At 67.9% G+C, this 16,272-nt stretch carries 14 protein-coding genes; 8 read left to right on the top strand and 6 right to left on the bottom strand.

The genetic code is table 11. The features are described 5' to 3' along the window. Position 1: 1 nt before the first annotated feature. The 3 genes from CFB52_RS24605 to fabI are packed head-to-tail and all read left to right on the top strand — an operon-like array spanning position 2 to position 3,127. On the top strand, positions 2-1,210 hold the full coding sequence (locus CFB52_RS24605; RefSeq protein WP_099317683.1) for an acetate/propionate family kinase: 1,209 nt from the start codon (positions 2-4) through the stop codon (positions 1,208-1,210). 8 nt (positions 1,211-1,218) lie between these two features. Further along, positions 1,219-2,340, top strand: coding sequence for an alpha/beta fold hydrolase (locus CFB52_RS24600; RefSeq protein WP_099317682.1), 1,122 nt, complete (start codon positions 1,219-1,221; stop codon positions 2,338-2,340). Positions 2,341-2,368: 28 nt separating this feature from the next. Next, positions 2,369-3,127, top strand: coding sequence for an enoyl-ACP reductase FabI (gene fabI / locus CFB52_RS24595; protein ID WP_099317681.1), 759 nt, complete (start codon positions 2,369-2,371; stop codon positions 3,125-3,127). A gap of 21 nt (positions 3,128-3,148) precedes the next feature. On the opposite strand, the gene CFB52_RS24590 is transcribed toward fabI, so the two are convergent. From CFB52_RS24590 to uppS, 3 genes are all read right to left on the bottom strand, one after another. Continuing rightward, a complete protein-coding gene (locus CFB52_RS24590) occupies positions 3,149-4,360 on the bottom strand; it encodes a winged helix-turn-helix domain-containing protein (protein ID WP_059584682.1) in 1,212 nt (403 codons plus the stop codon). A gap of 335 nt (positions 4,361-4,695) precedes the next feature. Next, positions 4,696-5,775 carry a terpene synthase gene (locus CFB52_RS24585; protein ID WP_099317680.1) on the bottom strand — a complete coding sequence of 360 codons (1,080 nt, stop codon included), beginning with the start codon at positions 5,773-5,775 and terminating at the stop codon, positions 4,696-4,698. 53 nt (positions 5,776-5,828) lie between these two features. Beyond that, positions 5,829-6,599: a polyprenyl diphosphate synthase gene (gene uppS, locus CFB52_RS24580; RefSeq protein WP_059584686.1), complete on the bottom strand. Its 771-nt coding sequence runs from the start codon at positions 6,597-6,599 to the stop codon at positions 5,829-5,831. Positions 6,600-6,633: 34 nt separating this feature from the next. Here uppS and CFB52_RS34335 point away from each other — a divergent pair, with 34 nt between their 5' ends. Further along, positions 6,634-6,909 carry a hypothetical protein gene (locus CFB52_RS34335; protein ID WP_144029755.1) on the top strand — a complete coding sequence of 92 codons (276 nt, stop codon included), beginning with the start codon at positions 6,634-6,636 and terminating at the stop codon, positions 6,907-6,909. A gap of 87 nt (positions 6,910-6,996) precedes the next feature. Here CFB52_RS34335 and CFB52_RS24575 read toward each other — a convergent pair whose 3' ends face one another. Further along, complete coding sequence (locus tag CFB52_RS24575; RefSeq protein ID WP_059584688.1) at positions 6,997-8,385, bottom strand: MFS transporter; 1,389 nt, start codon at positions 8,383-8,385, stop codon at positions 6,997-6,999. A 381-nt stretch (positions 8,386-8,766) separates the two neighbouring features. Between CFB52_RS24575 and CFB52_RS24565 the strand changes: the two genes are divergently transcribed. Both CFB52_RS24565 and treA read left to right on the top strand, forming a co-directional pair. Continuing rightward, on the top strand, positions 8,767-9,396 hold the full coding sequence (locus tag CFB52_RS24565; protein ID WP_099317678.1) for a TetR/AcrR family transcriptional regulator: 630 nt from the start codon (positions 8,767-8,769) through the stop codon (positions 9,394-9,396). Between the two features lie 135 nt (positions 9,397-9,531). Beyond that, entirely contained in the window at positions 9,532-11,250 is a 1,719-nt protein-coding gene (gene treA / locus CFB52_RS24560; protein WP_099317677.1) for an alpha,alpha-trehalase TreA, read from the top strand. A gap of 103 nt (positions 11,251-11,353) precedes the next feature. On the opposite strand, the gene CFB52_RS24555 is transcribed toward treA, so the two are convergent. Further along, the gene (locus CFB52_RS24555; RefSeq protein ID WP_059584698.1) at positions 11,354-12,841 is read right to left on the bottom strand and encodes a carbohydrate porin; all 1,488 of its coding nucleotides are present in this window, start codon (positions 12,839-12,841) and stop codon (positions 11,354-11,356) included. Positions 12,842-12,926: 85 nt separating this feature from the next. Further along, complete coding sequence (locus CFB52_RS24550) at positions 12,927-13,193, bottom strand: hypothetical protein (RefSeq protein ID WP_089465685.1); 267 nt, start codon at positions 13,191-13,193, stop codon at positions 12,927-12,929. 1,079 nt (positions 13,194-14,272) lie between these two features. Between CFB52_RS24550 and CFB52_RS34760 the strand changes: the two genes are divergently transcribed. Together CFB52_RS34760 and CFB52_RS24545 are read left to right on the top strand one after the other, a co-directional pair. Then, positions 14,273-14,410, top strand: a complete 138-nt coding sequence (locus tag CFB52_RS34760; protein ID WP_180278249.1) for a hypothetical protein — start codon at positions 14,273-14,275, stop codon at positions 14,408-14,410. 121 nt (positions 14,411-14,531) lie between these two features. Next, a complete protein-coding gene (locus CFB52_RS24545) occupies positions 14,532-16,178 on the top strand; it encodes an NRAMP family divalent metal transporter (RefSeq protein ID WP_099317676.1) in 1,647 nt (548 codons plus the stop codon). The last annotated feature ends 94 nt before the right edge of the window (positions 16,179-16,272 follow it).

Genomic DNA, 16,272 nt, shown 5'->3' with positions numbered 1-16,272 from the left:
GATGCGACATCCCGTCCTCGTGCTCAACGCCGGCTCGTCGAGCCTCAAGTTCTCGGTCTACGACACGCGCGAGGATCGTTCGCTCGATGCGGGCCTGCACGGGCAGGTCGAGAACCTGCATGACACGCCGCATCTGTTCGTGGCCGACGCGCACGGCACGACGCTCGCCGACAGCCCCGTCGCGCAACCGGGGCATCAAGGCGCGATCGAGGCGCTGCACGCGTGGTTCGCGGCTCATGTCGGGCGCGAGGCCGCGTTCGACGGCGTCGGGCACCGGGTCGTGCATGGCGGCCCGTATTTCACCGCGCCGGTGCGGATCGATGCGCGCGTGCTCGATGCGATCGCGTCGCTTTCGCCGCTCGCGCCGCTGCACCAGCCGCATCACGTCGACGCGATTCGCGCGGTTGCCGCGGTCGCGCCGAACCTCCCGCAGGTCGCGTGTTTCGACACCGCGTTCCATTCGACGGTGCCGGCGCTCGAACGGGAGTTCGCGCTGCCGCGCGCGCTGACCGAGCAGGGCATCGTGCGCTACGGGTTTCACGGGCTGTCGTACGAGTACATCGCGACGGCGCTCGCGGCCCTCGATCCATCGTGGGGGCGGCACCGGACGGTGATCGCACACCTCGGCAACGGCGCGAGCCTGTGTGCGCTCGCGAACGGCCGCAGCGTCGCGACGACGATGGGGTTCACGGCCGTCGACGGGCTGCCGATGGGCACGCGCACGGGCGCGCTGGACCCGGGCGTGATCCTGTACCTGCAGCGTCACATGGGCCGGTCGCTCGACGAGGTCGAGCATCTGATCTATGCCGAATCGGGCTTGCTCGGCGTGTCCGGCGTGTCGAGCGACATGCGCGCGCTGCTCGCGAGCGACGCACCGTCGGCCGCGCATGCGGTCGAGTTGTTCGCCTATCGCGCGGCGCGCGAACTCGCCGCGCTGGCCGGCGTGCTCGGCGGCCTCGACACGCTCGTGTTCACGGCGGGCATCGGCGAGCACGCGCCGCGCGTGCGCGAACGGATCTGCAGCCGCGCGGCGTGGCTCGGCGTCGTGCTCGACGACGCGGCGAACGCCGCCGGCCTGCCGGTGATTTCGGGCGACGCGTCGCGCGTGACGGTGCGCGTGATCCCGACCGACGAGAACCTGATGATCGCGCGGCACACGCGCCGCGTGCTGGACGACGCGATCCCTTCCACGCCGTATCCGACCCGGTGAGACCTTCGATGACAGCACGCGACACGCCTTCTCCTGCCGCCAGCGCCCTCGCGCTGCCGATTTTCTGGCCGATGGCCGCCGCCAACGCGATGTTCGCGGCCGGCGCCGAGATCGCGGCGCGCAATCTCCGCTTCCTCGCGGAAGAGGAGAAGCTCCATTTCGAAGCGCATCCGGCGCTGGCGTCGGCGAACCGGCCGTTGCTGGAACTGCGCACGATGACGTTTCGCGATTATTCGGCCGCGCCGGCGCACGGGCTGCCGACGATCGTCGATGCGCCGTATGCAGGGCACAGCGCGATGATCGCCGACTACCAGCCGGGGCAGAGCCTGATGCAGACGCTGCGCGAGCACGGCGTGACGCGTCTGTACCTGACCGACTGGCGCTCGGCCACCGAGGACATGAAGGATCTCGAGATCGACCAGTATCTGGCCGAACTGAACGTGTGCGTCGACGAACTCGGCGGCCGCGTGAATCTCGTCGGGCTGTGTCAGGGCGGCTGGATGTCCGCGATGTACGCGGCGCGTTTCCCGCACAAGGTCGCGAGTCTCGTGCTGGCCGGCTCGCCGATCGACACCGACGCGGGCGACGGCCCGATCAGGCAGATGGTGCACACGTATCCGACGTCGTTCTACGAGGAACTCGTCGCGCTGGGCGGCGGGCTGATGCGTGGGCGCTTCATGCTGCGCGGCTGGAAGAACATGCATCCCGACCAGCACTATCTCGCCGAGCACGTCGACCTGTACGAGCATCTCGACGATCCCGAATACCTGCGCAAGCGCGAGGTGTTCGCGAACTGGTACGAAAGCCCGATCGACCTGCCGGGGCGCTGGTACCTGCAGGCGATCGTGCAGATCTTCAAGGAGAACCGATTCGCGAAGGGCACGTTCGTCGCGCTCGGGCGCACGCTCGACCTGAAGGATGTCGCGTGCCCGGTCTATCTGCTCGCCGGCGAGGCCGACGACATCACGACGCCGGAGCAGGTGTTCGGGGCGCGCGATCGTCTCGGCACGCCCGCGTCGCGCATCGAGAGCCGGCTCGTGCCGGGCGGCCATATCGGCCTGTTCATGGGGACGCGCACGCTGAAGACGGTGTGGCCGGACATCGCGCGCTGGATCGCGGCGCAGCGCTAGGGCGGCGCGGATCGTTACGGAGAGCGACATGACGTTGCGACACAAGCGCGGGCTCGTCGTTGGCATCGCGAACGATCGAAGCATCGCGTGGGGATGCGCGCGCGCGTTTTGCCGGGCGGGCGCGACGCTCGCGGTGACCTGGCAGTCGGACAAGACCCTGCCGCACGTCGAGCCGCTGTTCGCGCAACTCGACGCGCCGATCCGGATGCCGCTCGACGTCGGGCGGCCCGACCAGATGGCGGCGGTGTTCGACGCGATAGCAGCGCAATGGGGCGAGATCGACTTCGTGCTGCATTCGGTCGCGTATGCACCGAAGGCGGACCTGCACGGCCGCGTGGTCGACAGTTCGCCGGAAGGCTTCTCGCTCGCGATGGATACCTCGTGCCATTCGTTCATCCGGATGGCTCGGCTCGCCGAGCCGCTGATGACGCGCGGCGGGAGCCTGATGGCGATGAGCTATCTCGGCGCGGAGCAGGTCGTTGCGAATTACGGGGTGATGGGGCCGGTCAAGGCCGCGCTCGAAGCGAGCGTGCGGTATCTGGCGGCCGAACTCGGCGGCGCGGGCATTCGCGTCAACGCGATTTCGCCGGGCGTGTTGCCGACCCGCGCGGCGTCGGGCCTGCCGGGCTTCGGCCGGCTACTCGACGACACCGCGCGCCGCGCGCCGCTGCATCATGCGCTGGACATCGACGACGTCGGCGCGTTCTGCGCGTTTCTTGCCAGCGACGGCGCACGGGCGATCACGGGCGGTACGCACTATATCGACGCCGGCATGCACATGCTCTAACGCGCCGGCTGCACGCAGCGCTCAGGTGCGCGCGAATGCCTGCACGAGGGCCGGCGGCGCGTGGGCGACCGTCACCTCCGGCGTGCCGTGCCACGCCGCGAGTTTCTTCACGGCTTTCGCGACGTCGGCCGCGAGCCCGGCGCCGAACCGCACGCCCGGCTCGACGTGCACAGCCTTCAGTTCGAACGTGCCGAGCGTGCGATGCGCTTTCGCATCGACGCGGCCCACCAGCCGGCCGCGATGCAGCACGGGCAGGCAGAAATAGCCGTAGCGCCGCTTGTGCTCGGGCGTATAGCACTCGATCGTGTAATCGAACCCGAACAGCGTCGACGCGCGCCGCCGGTCCCAGACGACCGGATCGAACGGCGACAGCAGCGTCGTGACCGTCGAGCGCAGCGTGTCGGCCGCGGCGGCCGGCAGCAGCGCATCGAGCGAGCGATGCACGTAGGCCGGCTCCTTCCAGTCGTCGATCCGCACCGGAATCAGGTCGCCGGCCTCGGCGAGCCGCTCCAGCTCCGCGCGGTACGAGCGGCGCGGCAGCCGATAGTAGTCGGCCACCCAGTCCGCGCGCACGACGCCGAGCGCGCGGCACGTGTAGTCGAGCAGCGCGGGCAGCACGGCCTCGCGCGGCGGCAGGTCGCGCGCATCGTCCCAGTCGGGCAGCACGCGTTCGCGCACGTCGTACACGCGCTGGAAATTGCGGCGCTCCGACACCATCAGGTCGCCCGTCGTGAACAGCACTTCCAGATGACGCTTTTCGGGCTTGCGATCCCACCAGCCGTTGCCCTTCACGCCGTTTTCGCGTGCGAAATCGGCCGACCGCACCGGGCCTTCTTCGCGAATCCGCGCAAGCAGCCGTTCGATCTCCGGACGATTCTGCTCGTGCCATTCGGCCGCGTATTTCCAGCCCATTCCCGACGGGTCGAGCATTTTGTAGCGCATCAGCCCGAACTGCTCGATCGGCAGAAAACACGCTTCGTGCGACCAGTATTCGAACAGGCGCGCCTCGGCGAGATGTTCGTCGAGCCAGTGCGGCGGGAAATCGCCGAGACGGCTGTACAGCACGAGATACGGGCTGCGCGCGACCACGTGGATGGTGTCGATCTGCAACTGCGCCATCCGGCGGATCGTGTCGAGCACGTCGGACTTGGTCGCCTTGCGGCGGGGTGGCGTGAGCAGGCCCTGTGCGGCGAGATGCAGGGCGCGGGCGGCGGCGGACGAAAGCGTGAGCATCGGCAGGACGGTCGAGGGTGGCGATCGGGAACCACTTTAGCGCGAAAGCGGCGCGCGCGCGCGACGTGCGGCTGCAACGCGTCTGACAATGGTTGACAGATACGTTTCGCAAGTTTCCCTATAGTGCGGTTCATGGCGCGACGACACGTGCGCGCAACGATTCCGCTTCCGACGCACATATGTCCATGGCACGCAGGAAGCGAATCCGGGTTTCCCAACCCCCATCGGGAGACCCGGAGCCCTGAGCGGACATCCATGCGGCTATGCACCGGCCCCGTGTGGATGTCCGCTGATTTTTTTGTTTTTCCGGTTTTTCCTCCATTGCCCGCGACAGGTCATGCCGCGGCGCTCGTCTGTCCGGGCCGCAGCGCGCGGGACAGGTCGTAGTGTTTCGCCGCGCCGTAACGCGGCGAACCGAAGTGCCAGTCGTAGTTGCCGCGAATGTACGTCCTGGCCTCGTCGAGCAGGCGCAGCGACGCACGATCGTCGGTGCGCGCGCGCACCTTTTTTTCCAGATCGAGATAACGCGCCAGATAGCCGTTGTGGATGTCCGCCGCCGCGTCGAGCGCGGCCTGCGGCGAGAGCCCGCGTTCGTGTATCAGCACGCACACGAGATTGCTGCTCGACTCGCCGGCCTCCTTCGGATACGAGAAGATATCGTTGCACAGGCACAGGATCGCGTTGGACAGCCTGCGCAGGCGCTCGACCGCTTCGTCGGCGTAGAACGCGGCCGGCGCTTCGTAGCCCGCGGCGATATCGATCAGCGCGAACGCACCCTCGCCGCAGCCGTTGTACGTGCGACCGGACAGGTATTCGGCCTCGCCGGGCACGACGTCGGTCGCGAACCGGCCGGCTTCCCACAGCGTCGAGAACAGGAACGTCATCATCCCCGCCACCCAGCGGGCGTACTGCACGCGCGTGGACACGGCGGCGATACGCGCGCATATGTCCTGCGTCGCGCGTTGCAGGGCGGGCAGGAACGCGGCCAGGTGCGGCAGGCGCGCCGCGAGCGCGGCGCGCAGCGGCGCGGGGTCATGGCCGGTCGGATCGGCGATCATTTCGTACAGCCACAAGTAGAGCGCCCCGAGCTCGCCCGGGGCGCGCGCGACGCCGTGCAGGCTGCACAGGCCGTCGTCGATCGCGAAGATCCAGCCGTAAGCGCGGGCGGTCGTGCACAGTCCGTCGAAGGACGAATGCGCATAGACGCGCGCGCAGTATTCGCCGACCTTGCCGTGACGGATGCCGTGCGCCCAGCGCGGATCGTCGAGCAATCCGTGGCTGTTCATCCACGCGTACAGGTCGGCTTCGGCGCGCTCGGCATCGGGATGCACGGGTGTTTCGAACGGGTGGAACAGGTGCGGCAGCACCAGCGTGGGCGCCGCGGCTTCGGCGGCAACGGTTTCGACGGTGGACATGGCGTACCTCGCGGATGGCGGGTGACAACAGGTGTCGTGAGGAGCGCGCCGGCCTACTTGCCGAACCGGCGCGCGCGCTTGCCGTACGCATCGATGGCCTGTTCGAAATCGTCGCGTCCGAAATCGGGCCAGCACGTCGGCGTGAAATAGAACTCGGAGAAAGCGGTTTGCCACAGCATGAAATTCGACAGGCGCTGTTCGCCCGACGTGCGGATCACGAGGTCCGGCTCAGGCTGGCCGGCCGTATACAGCCGGCTCGCGATCGACTCCGGGCTGAGTTGCGCGAGCAACTGATCGACGGTGCCGGCCGCGACGTGCTCCGCGATCAGCGAGCGGACTGCGTGCAGCAGGTCGAGGCGGCCGCTATAGGCGACCGCGATGTTCACGTCGAGCCCGCGCGCGCGGGCCGTGCGTTGCTGCGCGGCGCCGATGCGCTCGGCCGTGGCGGGCGGCAGCTGCGTCAGGTCGCCGATCACGTGCAGGCGCCAGCGGCCGCTGGCGGCGAGCTCGTCGAAGACGTCGGCGATCACGGCGAGCAGGCCGCGCAATTCCCCGGCGTCGCGCTGGAGATTCTCGGTGGACAGCGGCCACAGCGTCACGAGCGGGATCCCGGCTTCCTCGCACCACGACAGCAGCGCATGCACGTTGCGTCCGCCGGCCCGATAGCCGTCGGCGGCCGGCAGGCCGAGGCGCTCCGCCCAGCGCCGGTTGCCGTCGAGAATGACGGCAAGATGGGTCGGCAACGGCGGCCGGGCCGCATCCGGTTCAGCGGGCGAGTCGATGGCGAATGTTTCCGGCGCGCGCAGAATCAGCTCTCGAGTCATGGAGACTCCTTCGAGGCGAGATAGCGATCGAAACGTGAAACAGCGGATGGGATGGTTATCGCGACTGCTGCAATCCGGCGGGGGGATTCTGTTCGCGCCGATGCGAGCGACCATTATCGATCAATGGATTTCGGATTATCAAGTCGTTCGCATGCACGATATCGGGGCGCCCGGGCGCGCAAGCGGCCGCGCAGGCGTGGCGCGGCGCCGGCGGATATCGAAAGCGGTGATGCGCGATCGATTTTCGAGCCGATGTTATTTCGGCAAGGGGATTCGGCGAGCGGTTTGTGTGTTTCGCGCGATTGAATAAATCGCGGAATTGGAAAATAAAAGCGACGTAATACCCGGACGATCGATTGTGGCAAAAACGCTTCGGCCGCAATCGACCGGCGACCGTTTACTGCCGCTTGCCGCGCGCGATTTCGTCGCCGGCGCCGGGCGGCAGCCGCCGCGTGATCGGAATCGACGCGAACGAGCACAGCCCGACCACCAGGAACGCGGGCCAGAAATCTGACCACACCATCGCCTGATGGCCCTGGAGCCAGTGCGACACGTGCAGCACGAGGCCGGCCACCGTGACGCCCAGGCCGAGCGACATCTGCTGCACGACGCTGCCGAGGCTCGTCGCGCGGCCGGCGTCGCGCGGCGAGATGTCCGCATAGATCATCGAATTCAGGCTCGTGAACTGCAGCGCGGGGAAGATGCCGCCGACGAGCACGATCAGCCAGATCGCCCAGGTCGCCATGCCGGGATGGAACACACCGTATGCGGCGATCGCGAGGCCCGCGAATGCCGCGTTGTAGATCAGCACCGTGCGAAAGCCGAAGCGGCGCAGCGTATGCGTGGCCGTCGAGCGGCTGACCGCGCCGCCGAGCGCGGACGCGCACGTGATGAGCCCCGAGTGGAACGCGCTCATGCCGAGCCCTTCCTGCAGCGCGAGCGGCAGCAGGAACGGCACCGCGCCGAGGCCGATGCGGAACAGCGACCCGCCGACGACGCTCGCGTGGTACGTCGGGATCTTCAGGAAACCGAGGTCGAGCACGGGGCGCGTCTTGCGGCGCGCGTACGGCACGTACAGCGCGAGCATCGCGGCGCCGGCCGCGCACATGATGATCGCGTTCGAGCGCGACGTGAGCGAGCCGTCGATCAGCGTGAGGCCCATCAGCAGCAGTGCGGCGCCGCTGGCCGACAGCAGGAAGCCGAACCAGTCGAGCGGGCCCGGATCGGGCTCGTGCGTGTTCGCGATGTGCTTGCTCGCGAGGTAGATTCCGTAGAGGCCGATCGGCACGTTGATGAAGAAGATCATCCGCCAGTGCAGGTAGGTCGTGATGAAGCCGCCGACGAGCGGCCCGACCGTGGGCCCGAACAGCGCGGGAATCGCGAGGTAGTTCATCGCGCGCACGAGATCGGCGCGCGGCACCGCGCGGAAGATGATGATGCGGCCGACCGGGACCATCATCGCGCCGCCGACGCCCTGGATGAAGCGCGCGAACGTGAGCACGCCGAGGGAGTTGGATGCCGCGCACATCAGCGAGCCGACGACGAAGATGCCGATCGCGGTGCGGAACACGGAGCGGGCGCTGAAGCGGTCGGCGAGCCAGCCGCAGATCGGGATGAACACGCCGAGACCGACCACGTAGGCCGTGATCGCGATGTTCAGCGTGACGGGGTTGTGCCCGAAGTCCCTCGCCATCGCAGGCAGTGCGGTGACGATGATGTTCGCGTCGACGCTTTCCATGAACAACGCACAGGCAACGATGAGCGGTGCTAGAAAGACGGGCGACATGAGGAGGGCGCGCGGTAAAGACGCCATTATGCCCATAATGTGAGCGCTGCGTCACGTATGACAACAGTTGTTCCGCATGTTGCAACAGTCGTCTTTTCTGACGGGTGGCGTGGAAGGGATGACTGCGCACGCACGAGCGGTGCGCTGCTTGCCCGGTGAACAAACCCGCATCGTCGCAGCGGGGCGCGCGCGCTTTCGATACCGGGCAGGATGTCGACGCGGTGATTTCCCAACCGCGTGTCGCACGGTAAATCGACCGCGCGCTTGCGCTTGAATGCGACGAGCGGCGCGTCGGCCGGCCATGTCGATTCCTTTTGACGGTGCGGCGGTGCGTTTCTAAAATATGAGCACTTGCTCATATTCAAAAGCCGCCTTCCCGCCATGTCCGAATCGTCCTCGCGCATCCCGCTTTTGCCCCGCAAGGCGCCGCGCCAGCGCCGCTCGATGGCCACCGTCGATGCGATCGTCGAGGCCGCCGCTCGCGTTCTGGAGCGCGACGGCTTCGATGGCTACACGACGAATGCCGTGGCCGCGCTGGCCGGCGTGAGCATCGGCTCCCTCTATCAATACTTCCCGAACCGCGATGCGCTGACGGCCGCGCTCGTCGAGCGCGAGAGCGCGCATCTGCTCGACGACGTCGACCGCGCGGCCGCGCGGTCGTCCTGCGACGACGTGCTGCGCGCGCTGGTGCGCGGGGCTGTCGCACACCAGATGCGCCGGCCGGCGCTCGCGCGGCTGATCGATTTCGAGGAGGCGCGGTTGCCGCTCGGCGCGCGCACCGCGCGCGTCGCGGACCGCGTCCACGCGACCTTGCTGCATGCGCTCGGGCTGCGCGATGCGCCCCGCGTCGCCGCGCCCGACGTGGTCGCGCACGATCTGCTCGCGATCGTGAAAGGCATCGTCGATGCGGCGGGCGCGCGCGGCGAGACCGATGCGGATGCGCTCGAAGCGCGCGCGTGGCGGGCGGTGCACGGTTATCTGCGGGAGTCGCGCGAATCGAAACTTGCTTGACACGCATGTTTCGTGCGACAGTCGGGCCCATTCACACCACAACATGACGCGTATCGATCGAAGGCCATCGAGACGAACGCGCGCGCGAACGAGACCTCGTGCCGATCCACCACCATCGAAAGGAGGGGACACGCCATGACGTCACGTCGTGCCGCACCGCTTGCATCTCGTTTCTCGTCGCGTCAGTCGCCGCCCGCGCCGCGTCTGCGCTGGGCTGCCGCGCTGGCCATCGCCTATCTCGCCGTCGCCGGCTGCGCCGCGCAGGCCGACAATGCGCATCAGGCCGCCGCGCAAGCGGCCAGCCAGTCGGCGTTGCCGGCCACCACCGCGGCCGCTTCCGCGCCCGTGTCGGGCACGCTGCTGCCGCCGCCGAGCCAGCTCTACGGCGACCTGTTCGTCGCGGTGCAGACCGCGCAGCTCTATCCCGACCAGAAGACCTTCGTCGACGCCACGCCCGACACCGATCCCGCGACGATCGTGCAGTTGTATCAGCAACAGAAATCGCAGCCGGGTTTCTCGCTGAAGGCGTTCGTCGACCAGCATTTCACACCGCCCGCGGCAGGCGGCGTGACGCCGCCGCCGAACCAGACGCTGCGCCAGCACATCGACTGGCTGTGGCCGCAGCTCACGCGCACGAGCGTCACGGCGCCCCCGTACAGTTCGCTGATTCCGATGCCGAAGCCGTACGTCGTGCCGGGCGGCCGCTTCCGTGAAGGCTACTACTGGGACACCTATTTCACGATGCTCGGGCTGCAGGTGTCGGGGCGCGAGGATCTCGTCGACGACATGCTCGACAACTTCGCATACCTGATCGATACGGTCGGGCACATCCCGAACGGCAATCGCACCTATTATGCGAGCCGCTCGCAGCCGCCGTTCTTCGCGTACATGGTCACGCTCGCCGCGCGGGTCGAAGGCGACAAGGTCTACCAGAAATACCTGCCGGCGCTGCGCAAGGAGCATGCGTACTGGATGCAGGGCGAAACCACGACGCCGCGCGGGCAGGCCGCGCGCCACGTGGTCACGATGCCCGACGGCGCGGTGCTGAACCGCTACTGGGATGCGAGCGACACGCCGCGCGACGAATCGTATCTCCAGGACGTGACGACCGCGAAATCGGTGCCGTCCCGTCCGGCGAACGAGGTGTACCGCGACCTGCGCGCGGGCGCCGAAAGCGGCTGGGACTACAGCTCGCGCTGGTTCGGAGACGGCAAGACGCTCGCGACGATCCGCACGACCTCGATCGTGCCGGTCGACCTGAACAGCCTGATGTTCCATCTCGAGACGACCATCGTGAAGGGCTGCGCGCTCACGCGCGACATCGGCTGCGTGGCCGATTTCTCGGCGCGGGCTGGACGGCGCGCGGCCGCGATCAATCACTACCTGTGGAACCGCCGCGGCTATTACGGCGACTATGACTGGCAGTTGCGCAAGCCGCGCGACGGCGTGACGGCGGCCGCGCTGTATCCGCTGTTCGCGGGCGTGGCGTGGCCGGAGCGCGCGAAGGCGACCGCGCGCGAAGTGCGCAAGACGCTGCTGCAGCCGGGCGGCCTCGTGACGACAACCGAGCACACGGGCCAGCAATGGGATGCGCCGAACGGCTGGGCGCCGCTGCAGTGGATCGCGATCGACGGGCTGCGCCGTTACGGCGAACCGGCGCTCGCGAAGGACATCGGCACGCGATTCCTGGCCGACGTGAAGCAGGTGTACGCGACCGAAGGCAAGCTGGTCGAGAAGTACGTGGTCGAAGGCACGGGCACGGGCGGCGGCGGAGGGGGCGAATATCCGTTGCAGGACGGCTTCGGCTGGACCAACGGCGTCACGCTGAAACTGCTCGGGCTGTACGGCGAATAATGTGTAGTGCGCGGGAGGGGCCGCATGCCCGTACCGCAGGCCACCGCACGGGCCGGACCGTCGCGCAAGCGGCCGGCCGGCCCGGGTCTTCATGCGGCTCGCATCAGAACGTGATCGTCGTGCGCACGCCGACCACGGTTTCGTCGCCGATGCGCGCGCCGACCGTGTTCGGGTTCGGGATGCCGCCGCCCGGACGGAAGAAGTGCTGCAGGTCGGCCTGCACCTGCCACCACGGCGCGACCTGATACTGGTAGGTCGCCTCGATCACGGTTTCCGCGCGGCGCACCGGATAGCCGGGCGTCGTGTACACGCCGGTATCGCCGTCGAGGCCGCGCGCATGCGAGCCGATCTTCGCGTAGCCGATCGCGATGCCGGCGACGTCGTTGTCGCGTCCGGCGAACGGCGCCTTCAGCGTCACGCCGGCATTGGCCGCGAAATCGACGACATTGCGGTCGCCGGGCGAGCCCATCACGCGCGCGAACACGCCGACCGAGCGCGGGCTGTCGGCCGACGGCCGCCACACCATTTGATCCGCGACCGCATAGAAGCCGTAGTTGCCGCGATGCGTGGCGGGCGTGCCGTTGCTCGCCGGATCGGCGAGCGACAGCCCGTCGGTGCCGTAGCGCGGATCGTTCGCGTGCTGCGAGTGATACCAGACGCCGAGCTTGTACGTGCCGGGCAGGCCGGCCGGCTGCGGCGCCTTCGGGTCGGCGGGCGGCGCGTTCAGCGCGTACTGCACTTCGCCGATCACGAATGCGCCGCTGCGCAGATTGAAGTTGGTGCCGTGCGCGTTCAGCACCTGCGCGTCGCCGTCGGTGCGGCCGGCCGGGTTGCCGTCGAACACGCCGACCATCGCGGTCCACGCGTCGGCCGGCTTCACGCGCAGCCGCACGCCGAGCGACGACAGCGGATACGCGGGGCCGCCGGACGGTAGGTCGGTGGACGGCAGCACGGGCCAGCCGAACGTCGCGTTCATGAACGTCGCTGCGTTCTCGCTCACCATGAATTCCTGGTCGACGCTCTGCTGGCCGACTTTCACGTCGACCTTGCCGTCGAGCAGCGACTGCTGATACCAGAGCTCCCACAGGCGCGTGGTCGAATTGGCCTCGATGCCGGTCGCGGTCTGCAAGGTTTGCAGGTAGCGCTGCGACAGGTTGGTGCCGTGGATCTGCAGCCCCGACACGTTGAACGTGCCGCCCGGCAGGCCGATCGCCTTGCCGGTATCGACGTTGAAACCGAATTGCGTGAGCCCCTGGTACGCGCCGCCGCGGCCCGTGCCGCCGGACGCGTTGTACAGGTATTCGCTGGTTTCCTGCAGGCTCAGCGTGACGCCGTGTTCGTCGAGCACGTCGCGCAGGCCGCCCATGTTGCCGAGCAGATTCGAACGCTCCCACAAGCCGGTGGGCGCGGGCGCGGCGGCATCGGCGGCCGGTGGTTGCGCGGGGGCGGCGGCATCGTTCGTGCCGGCCGCCGGTTCGGCGGCGGCAGCCGAGGCTTGTGCGAATGCGGATGCGGTGGCGAGCGACAGCAGCAGCGCGGCGAGCGCGTCGAGGCGAAGCTTGCGCGGGACGGGAGCGAGCGGGTTCTTCATTTGGGTTGGCAGATTGATCAGGTTGGCTGAAGAAACGGGAACGTGATGCGGGCCGCATGGCGAGACGGCCCGCATGGGGAAGGACTTACGGCAGCCAGCCGCCGACGCGCCACACCTGCGCGAAGCCGACGTGTGACGCGGCCGAGCACAGTAGCGCGACGAGCGCGACCGCGGCCGCCGTTGCGGCGATCAGCACGCAATCGAGCGGGCGAGGCGCCGCGGGGACGTGGGCGAGGGCCAGGCCACGCCAGCGGCCGAATGCACGGGCGAGCGGCGAGAAGCCGGAAAACGAGCGGTCGCGCGCGACGTGCACGACGCGCTTGAACTTGAACGCGAACGATTGAAAGAACATGACGCTGCCTCCGTTCCGTCCGGCGAACGCCGGACGACGTGATCGAGCGCGGGTGCATGACGCGGCCTGCGATCGGAGGGTGGAACATGGCGAAGCGTGCGACTGACGAACCGGCGACGGCCGGCCCGGATGGAGGCGCGCTAACCCGACGAGTGCGAGCTAGCGGCGAAAGACATGCGTCTGGCTGCTATCTCGCGATGGCTTGGCCGGCCTGGACCGGCATCGAACTGCAACTAGAGCATGCGTCCACGGAGGGACTCCCGTAATGAATTGGGGCGGATTGTAGTCGCGACTTTTGCTGCGGCGCAAGTAAAAAACGCATGACGGTTGCGCTGCGTGGTGTGCGTGTCGCAGCGGCGCGCGGCGGCCACGTACCCGCTCCGCGAGCGTGACGAGGGCGGGCGGCGCAGGTCGGGCCGTTGCTCCCGCGCATCGGCGCATCGTTGCGTCGTGACGACGCTGAAAGGTTTCAGAACGTCAATTCAAGGGCAAATCTTTCAGTCGCGTCACGCGGGGAATTTATTTCGAAAAATGGGGTTTCAAGGGGTTGACTTCGCTTTCGCGCGATCCATAGAATCCGCCATCTTCACTCTTGGGGCCGCCGCCTTGGACGCCTGCAGTAGTCGATCTTCGAACGAAATTTCCGCCTGAGCGACCGACGTCCGCGCCTCATCGAAGCCGCCGTTTGTCTGCCAGGCAAACGGTGCGCGCAGCAGTATTCCGCAGCCACTCCCTACGTGCACCCAGATTCGCGCCGGTTAGCGTGATGCGTTCTCGCATGCGTTGCCCGGTTTCACCGCCGCCAGGCAGGCGGCCGCGTTCGCGCATCCGTTCTCCGGGCGCGCGAATGCCGGCCCGCCGGCCGGACGGCGGTCAACCGTGTTCCCCGGAACACCGCACAGGAGCCGCCATGAACGACAGTGACAGTTGTCCCTTATGCCCGTTGCATACGCAGACCCTTTTGAACCCGGGTCGCGGGGGCAATCCGGCCGACTAGCCTGATACGCCGTTCAGGCCCCGGACTGGCCCCGCGCCCATCACGCGGCCGGCACGCTGCCGTCGCCGCACGGAGCCAGACCATGAACTTCGGCCTTCTGCTGTCGAACCTTCCGCACGTCACGGAATCGCGCCAGCACTACGACGCGATGCTGACGCTCGACGCCCGTCCGCGGGTGTTCTCCCGTCTGCTGAACCAGCTGAAAGCATTGATCCACTGAAAATAAGCGCCGAGCGCGCCTCGGCATGCGCACGCGCGGCCGCCTTCGAGCGGCCGCCCGTGCGCATTCCAAGGTCACACGCTCATCGAATCGCATAACCCTTAGCCGTACGGAACACATCATGTCCACGCCCTCCAACGTCTCTCCACCGATCCCGGTCGAGCGCGGCGCCGTGCTCGACGAAGCCCATCTGGGCGACATCCGCGGTGCGCTCGGCACCATCTCGCACCACGACACCGGCGCGCGCGGCACGTGGTGGGCGCGCCTGCGCACGCTGCTCGCGATCATCGGCCCGGGGCTGATCGTGATGGTCGGCGACAACGACGCCGGCGCATTCGGCACCTATACGCAGGCCGGCCAGAACTACGGCACGACGCTGCTGTGGACGTTGCTGCTGCTCGTGCCCGTGCTGTACGTGAACCAGGAAATGGTGCTGCGCCTCGGCGCGGTCACGGGCGTCGGCCATGCGCGCCTGATCTTCGTGCGCTTCGGCAAGTTCTGGGGCGCGTTCAGCGTGATCGACCTGTTCCTGCTCAACGCGCTGACCATCGTCACCGAGTTCATCGGCATCACCTTCGTGCTCGATTTCTTCGGATTGCCGAAGGTGGCCGGCGTGTGCGTGGCCGCCGCGCTGACGATGGCCGCGGTGAGCACCGGCGATTTCCGGCGCTTCGAGCGGTTCGCGATCGGGCTGTGCGTGCTGAGCCTGCTGCTCGTGCCGGTGCTCGTGTCGATCCACCCGCCCGTCGCGCAGATGACGCGCGATTTCTTCGTGCCGAACTGGCCCGCGCACGCGAAGCTGTCGGACGTGATGCTGCTCGTGATCGGTATCGTCGGCACGACGGTCGCGCCATGGCAGTTGTTCTTCCAGCAAAGCTACGTGATCGACAAGCGCATCACGCCGCGCTTCATGAAATATGAAAAGGCCGACTTGTGGATCGGCATCGCGTTCGTGCTGGTCGGCGCGGTCGCGATGATCGGCTTCAGCTCGGCGCTGTTCGGCGGCCATCCGGAAGCCGGCAACTTCACCGACGCGGGCGGCGTCATCGCGGGCCTCGAGAAGTATGCGGGCCGCACGAGCGCGACGCTGTTCGCCGTCGCGCTGCTCGACGCGTGCATCATCGGCGCGGCGGCCGTGTCGCTGTCGACCGCGTACGCGATCGGCGACGTATTCCGGATCCGCCACTCGCTGCACCGCGGCGTGACCGACGCGAAGGGCTTCTATCTCGTCTATTTCGGCATCGTCGCGGCCGCGGCCGCGCTCGTGCTGATCCCGGGCAGCCCGCTCGGCCTGCTGACCGAAGCCGTGCAGACGCTGGCCGGCGTGCTGCTGCCGAGCGCGACGGTGTTCCTGCTGGTGCTGTGCAACGACCGCCAGGTGCTTGGGCCCTGGGTCAACTCGACGAAGCTCAACATATTTACGGGCGCGGTGATCTGGGTGCTGGTGCTGCTGTCGATCATCCTGACCGCATCGGTGATGTACCCGGACATCAGCGGCGAGGCGATCGTCGACGTGCTGGTGGGCGGCACCGTGCTCGCGATCGCCGGCTATCTCGCGACGGTACTGATTCGCCGCAACAGGCGCGTCGTCGAGCCGGCCATCGATCGTTCGCTGCGCGACACGTGGCGCATGCCGCCGCTCGATACGCTCGAACCGCGGAACATGACGCTCGCGACGCGGATCTGGATGGCCGTGCTGCGCGGCTATCTGGTGATCGCGGTCGGCCTCGTGATCGTGAAGGTCGTGCAGATGACGCTGATGAAGTAACGGCGATCGTCCGCCAGCAAGCGGCGCCGCGCCGCCACCCGCACATGCCGGCCCGCGAGGCCGGCATGTGCGTTGACGCGTTCGTCGGCGCGAA

It is taken from the genome of Burkholderia sp. AU18528 (assembly GCF_002223215.2).
Lineage (GTDB): Bacteria > Pseudomonadota > Gammaproteobacteria > Burkholderiales > Burkholderiaceae > Burkholderia > Burkholderia semiarida.
Note: the sequence above shows the minus strand (reverse complement) of the source record. Positions and strands in the feature narration are given on the sequence as shown.

Coding starts and splice junctions, on each gene's coding strand:
- CFB52_RS24565 (WP_099317678.1), top strand. CDS start 8,767: ATGTCCGAATCGTCCTCGCGCATCCCGCTTTTGCCCCGCAAGGCGCCG.
- fabI (WP_099317681.1), top strand. CDS start 2,369: ATGACGTTGCGACACAAGCGCGGGCTCGTCGTTGGCATCGCGAACGAT.
- uppS (WP_059584686.1), bottom strand. CDS start 6,599: ATGACTCGAGAGCTGATTCTGCGCGCGCCGGAAACATTCGCCATCGAC.
- CFB52_RS24550 (WP_089465685.1), bottom strand. CDS start 13,193: ATGTTCTTTCAATCGTTCGCGTTCAAGTTCAAGCGCGTCGTGCACGTC.
- CFB52_RS24585 (WP_099317680.1), bottom strand. CDS start 5,775: ATGTCCACCGTCGAAACCGTTGCCGCCGAAGCCGCGGCGCCCACGCTG.
- CFB52_RS34760 (WP_180278249.1), top strand. CDS start 14,273: ATGAACTTCGGCCTTCTGCTGTCGAACCTTCCGCACGTCACGGAATCG.
- CFB52_RS24590 (WP_059584682.1), bottom strand. CDS start 4,360: ATGCTCACGCTTTCGTCCGCCGCCGCCCGCGCCCTGCATCTCGCCGCA.
- CFB52_RS24545 (WP_099317676.1), top strand. CDS start 14,532: ATGTCCACGCCCTCCAACGTCTCTCCACCGATCCCGGTCGAGCGCGGC.
- treA (WP_099317677.1), top strand. CDS start 9,532: ATGACGTCACGTCGTGCCGCACCGCTTGCATCTCGTTTCTCGTCGCGT.
- CFB52_RS24555 (WP_059584698.1), bottom strand. CDS start 12,841: ATGAAGAACCCGCTCGCTCCCGTCCCGCGCAAGCTTCGCCTCGACGCG.
- CFB52_RS24600 (WP_099317682.1), top strand. CDS start 1,219: ATGACAGCACGCGACACGCCTTCTCCTGCCGCCAGCGCCCTCGCGCTG.
- CFB52_RS24575 (WP_059584688.1), bottom strand. CDS start 8,385: ATGTCGCCCGTCTTTCTAGCACCGCTCATCGTTGCCTGTGCGTTGTTC.
- CFB52_RS24605 (WP_099317683.1), top strand. CDS start 2: ATGCGACATCCCGTCCTCGTGCTCAACGCCGGCTCGTCGAGCCTCAAG.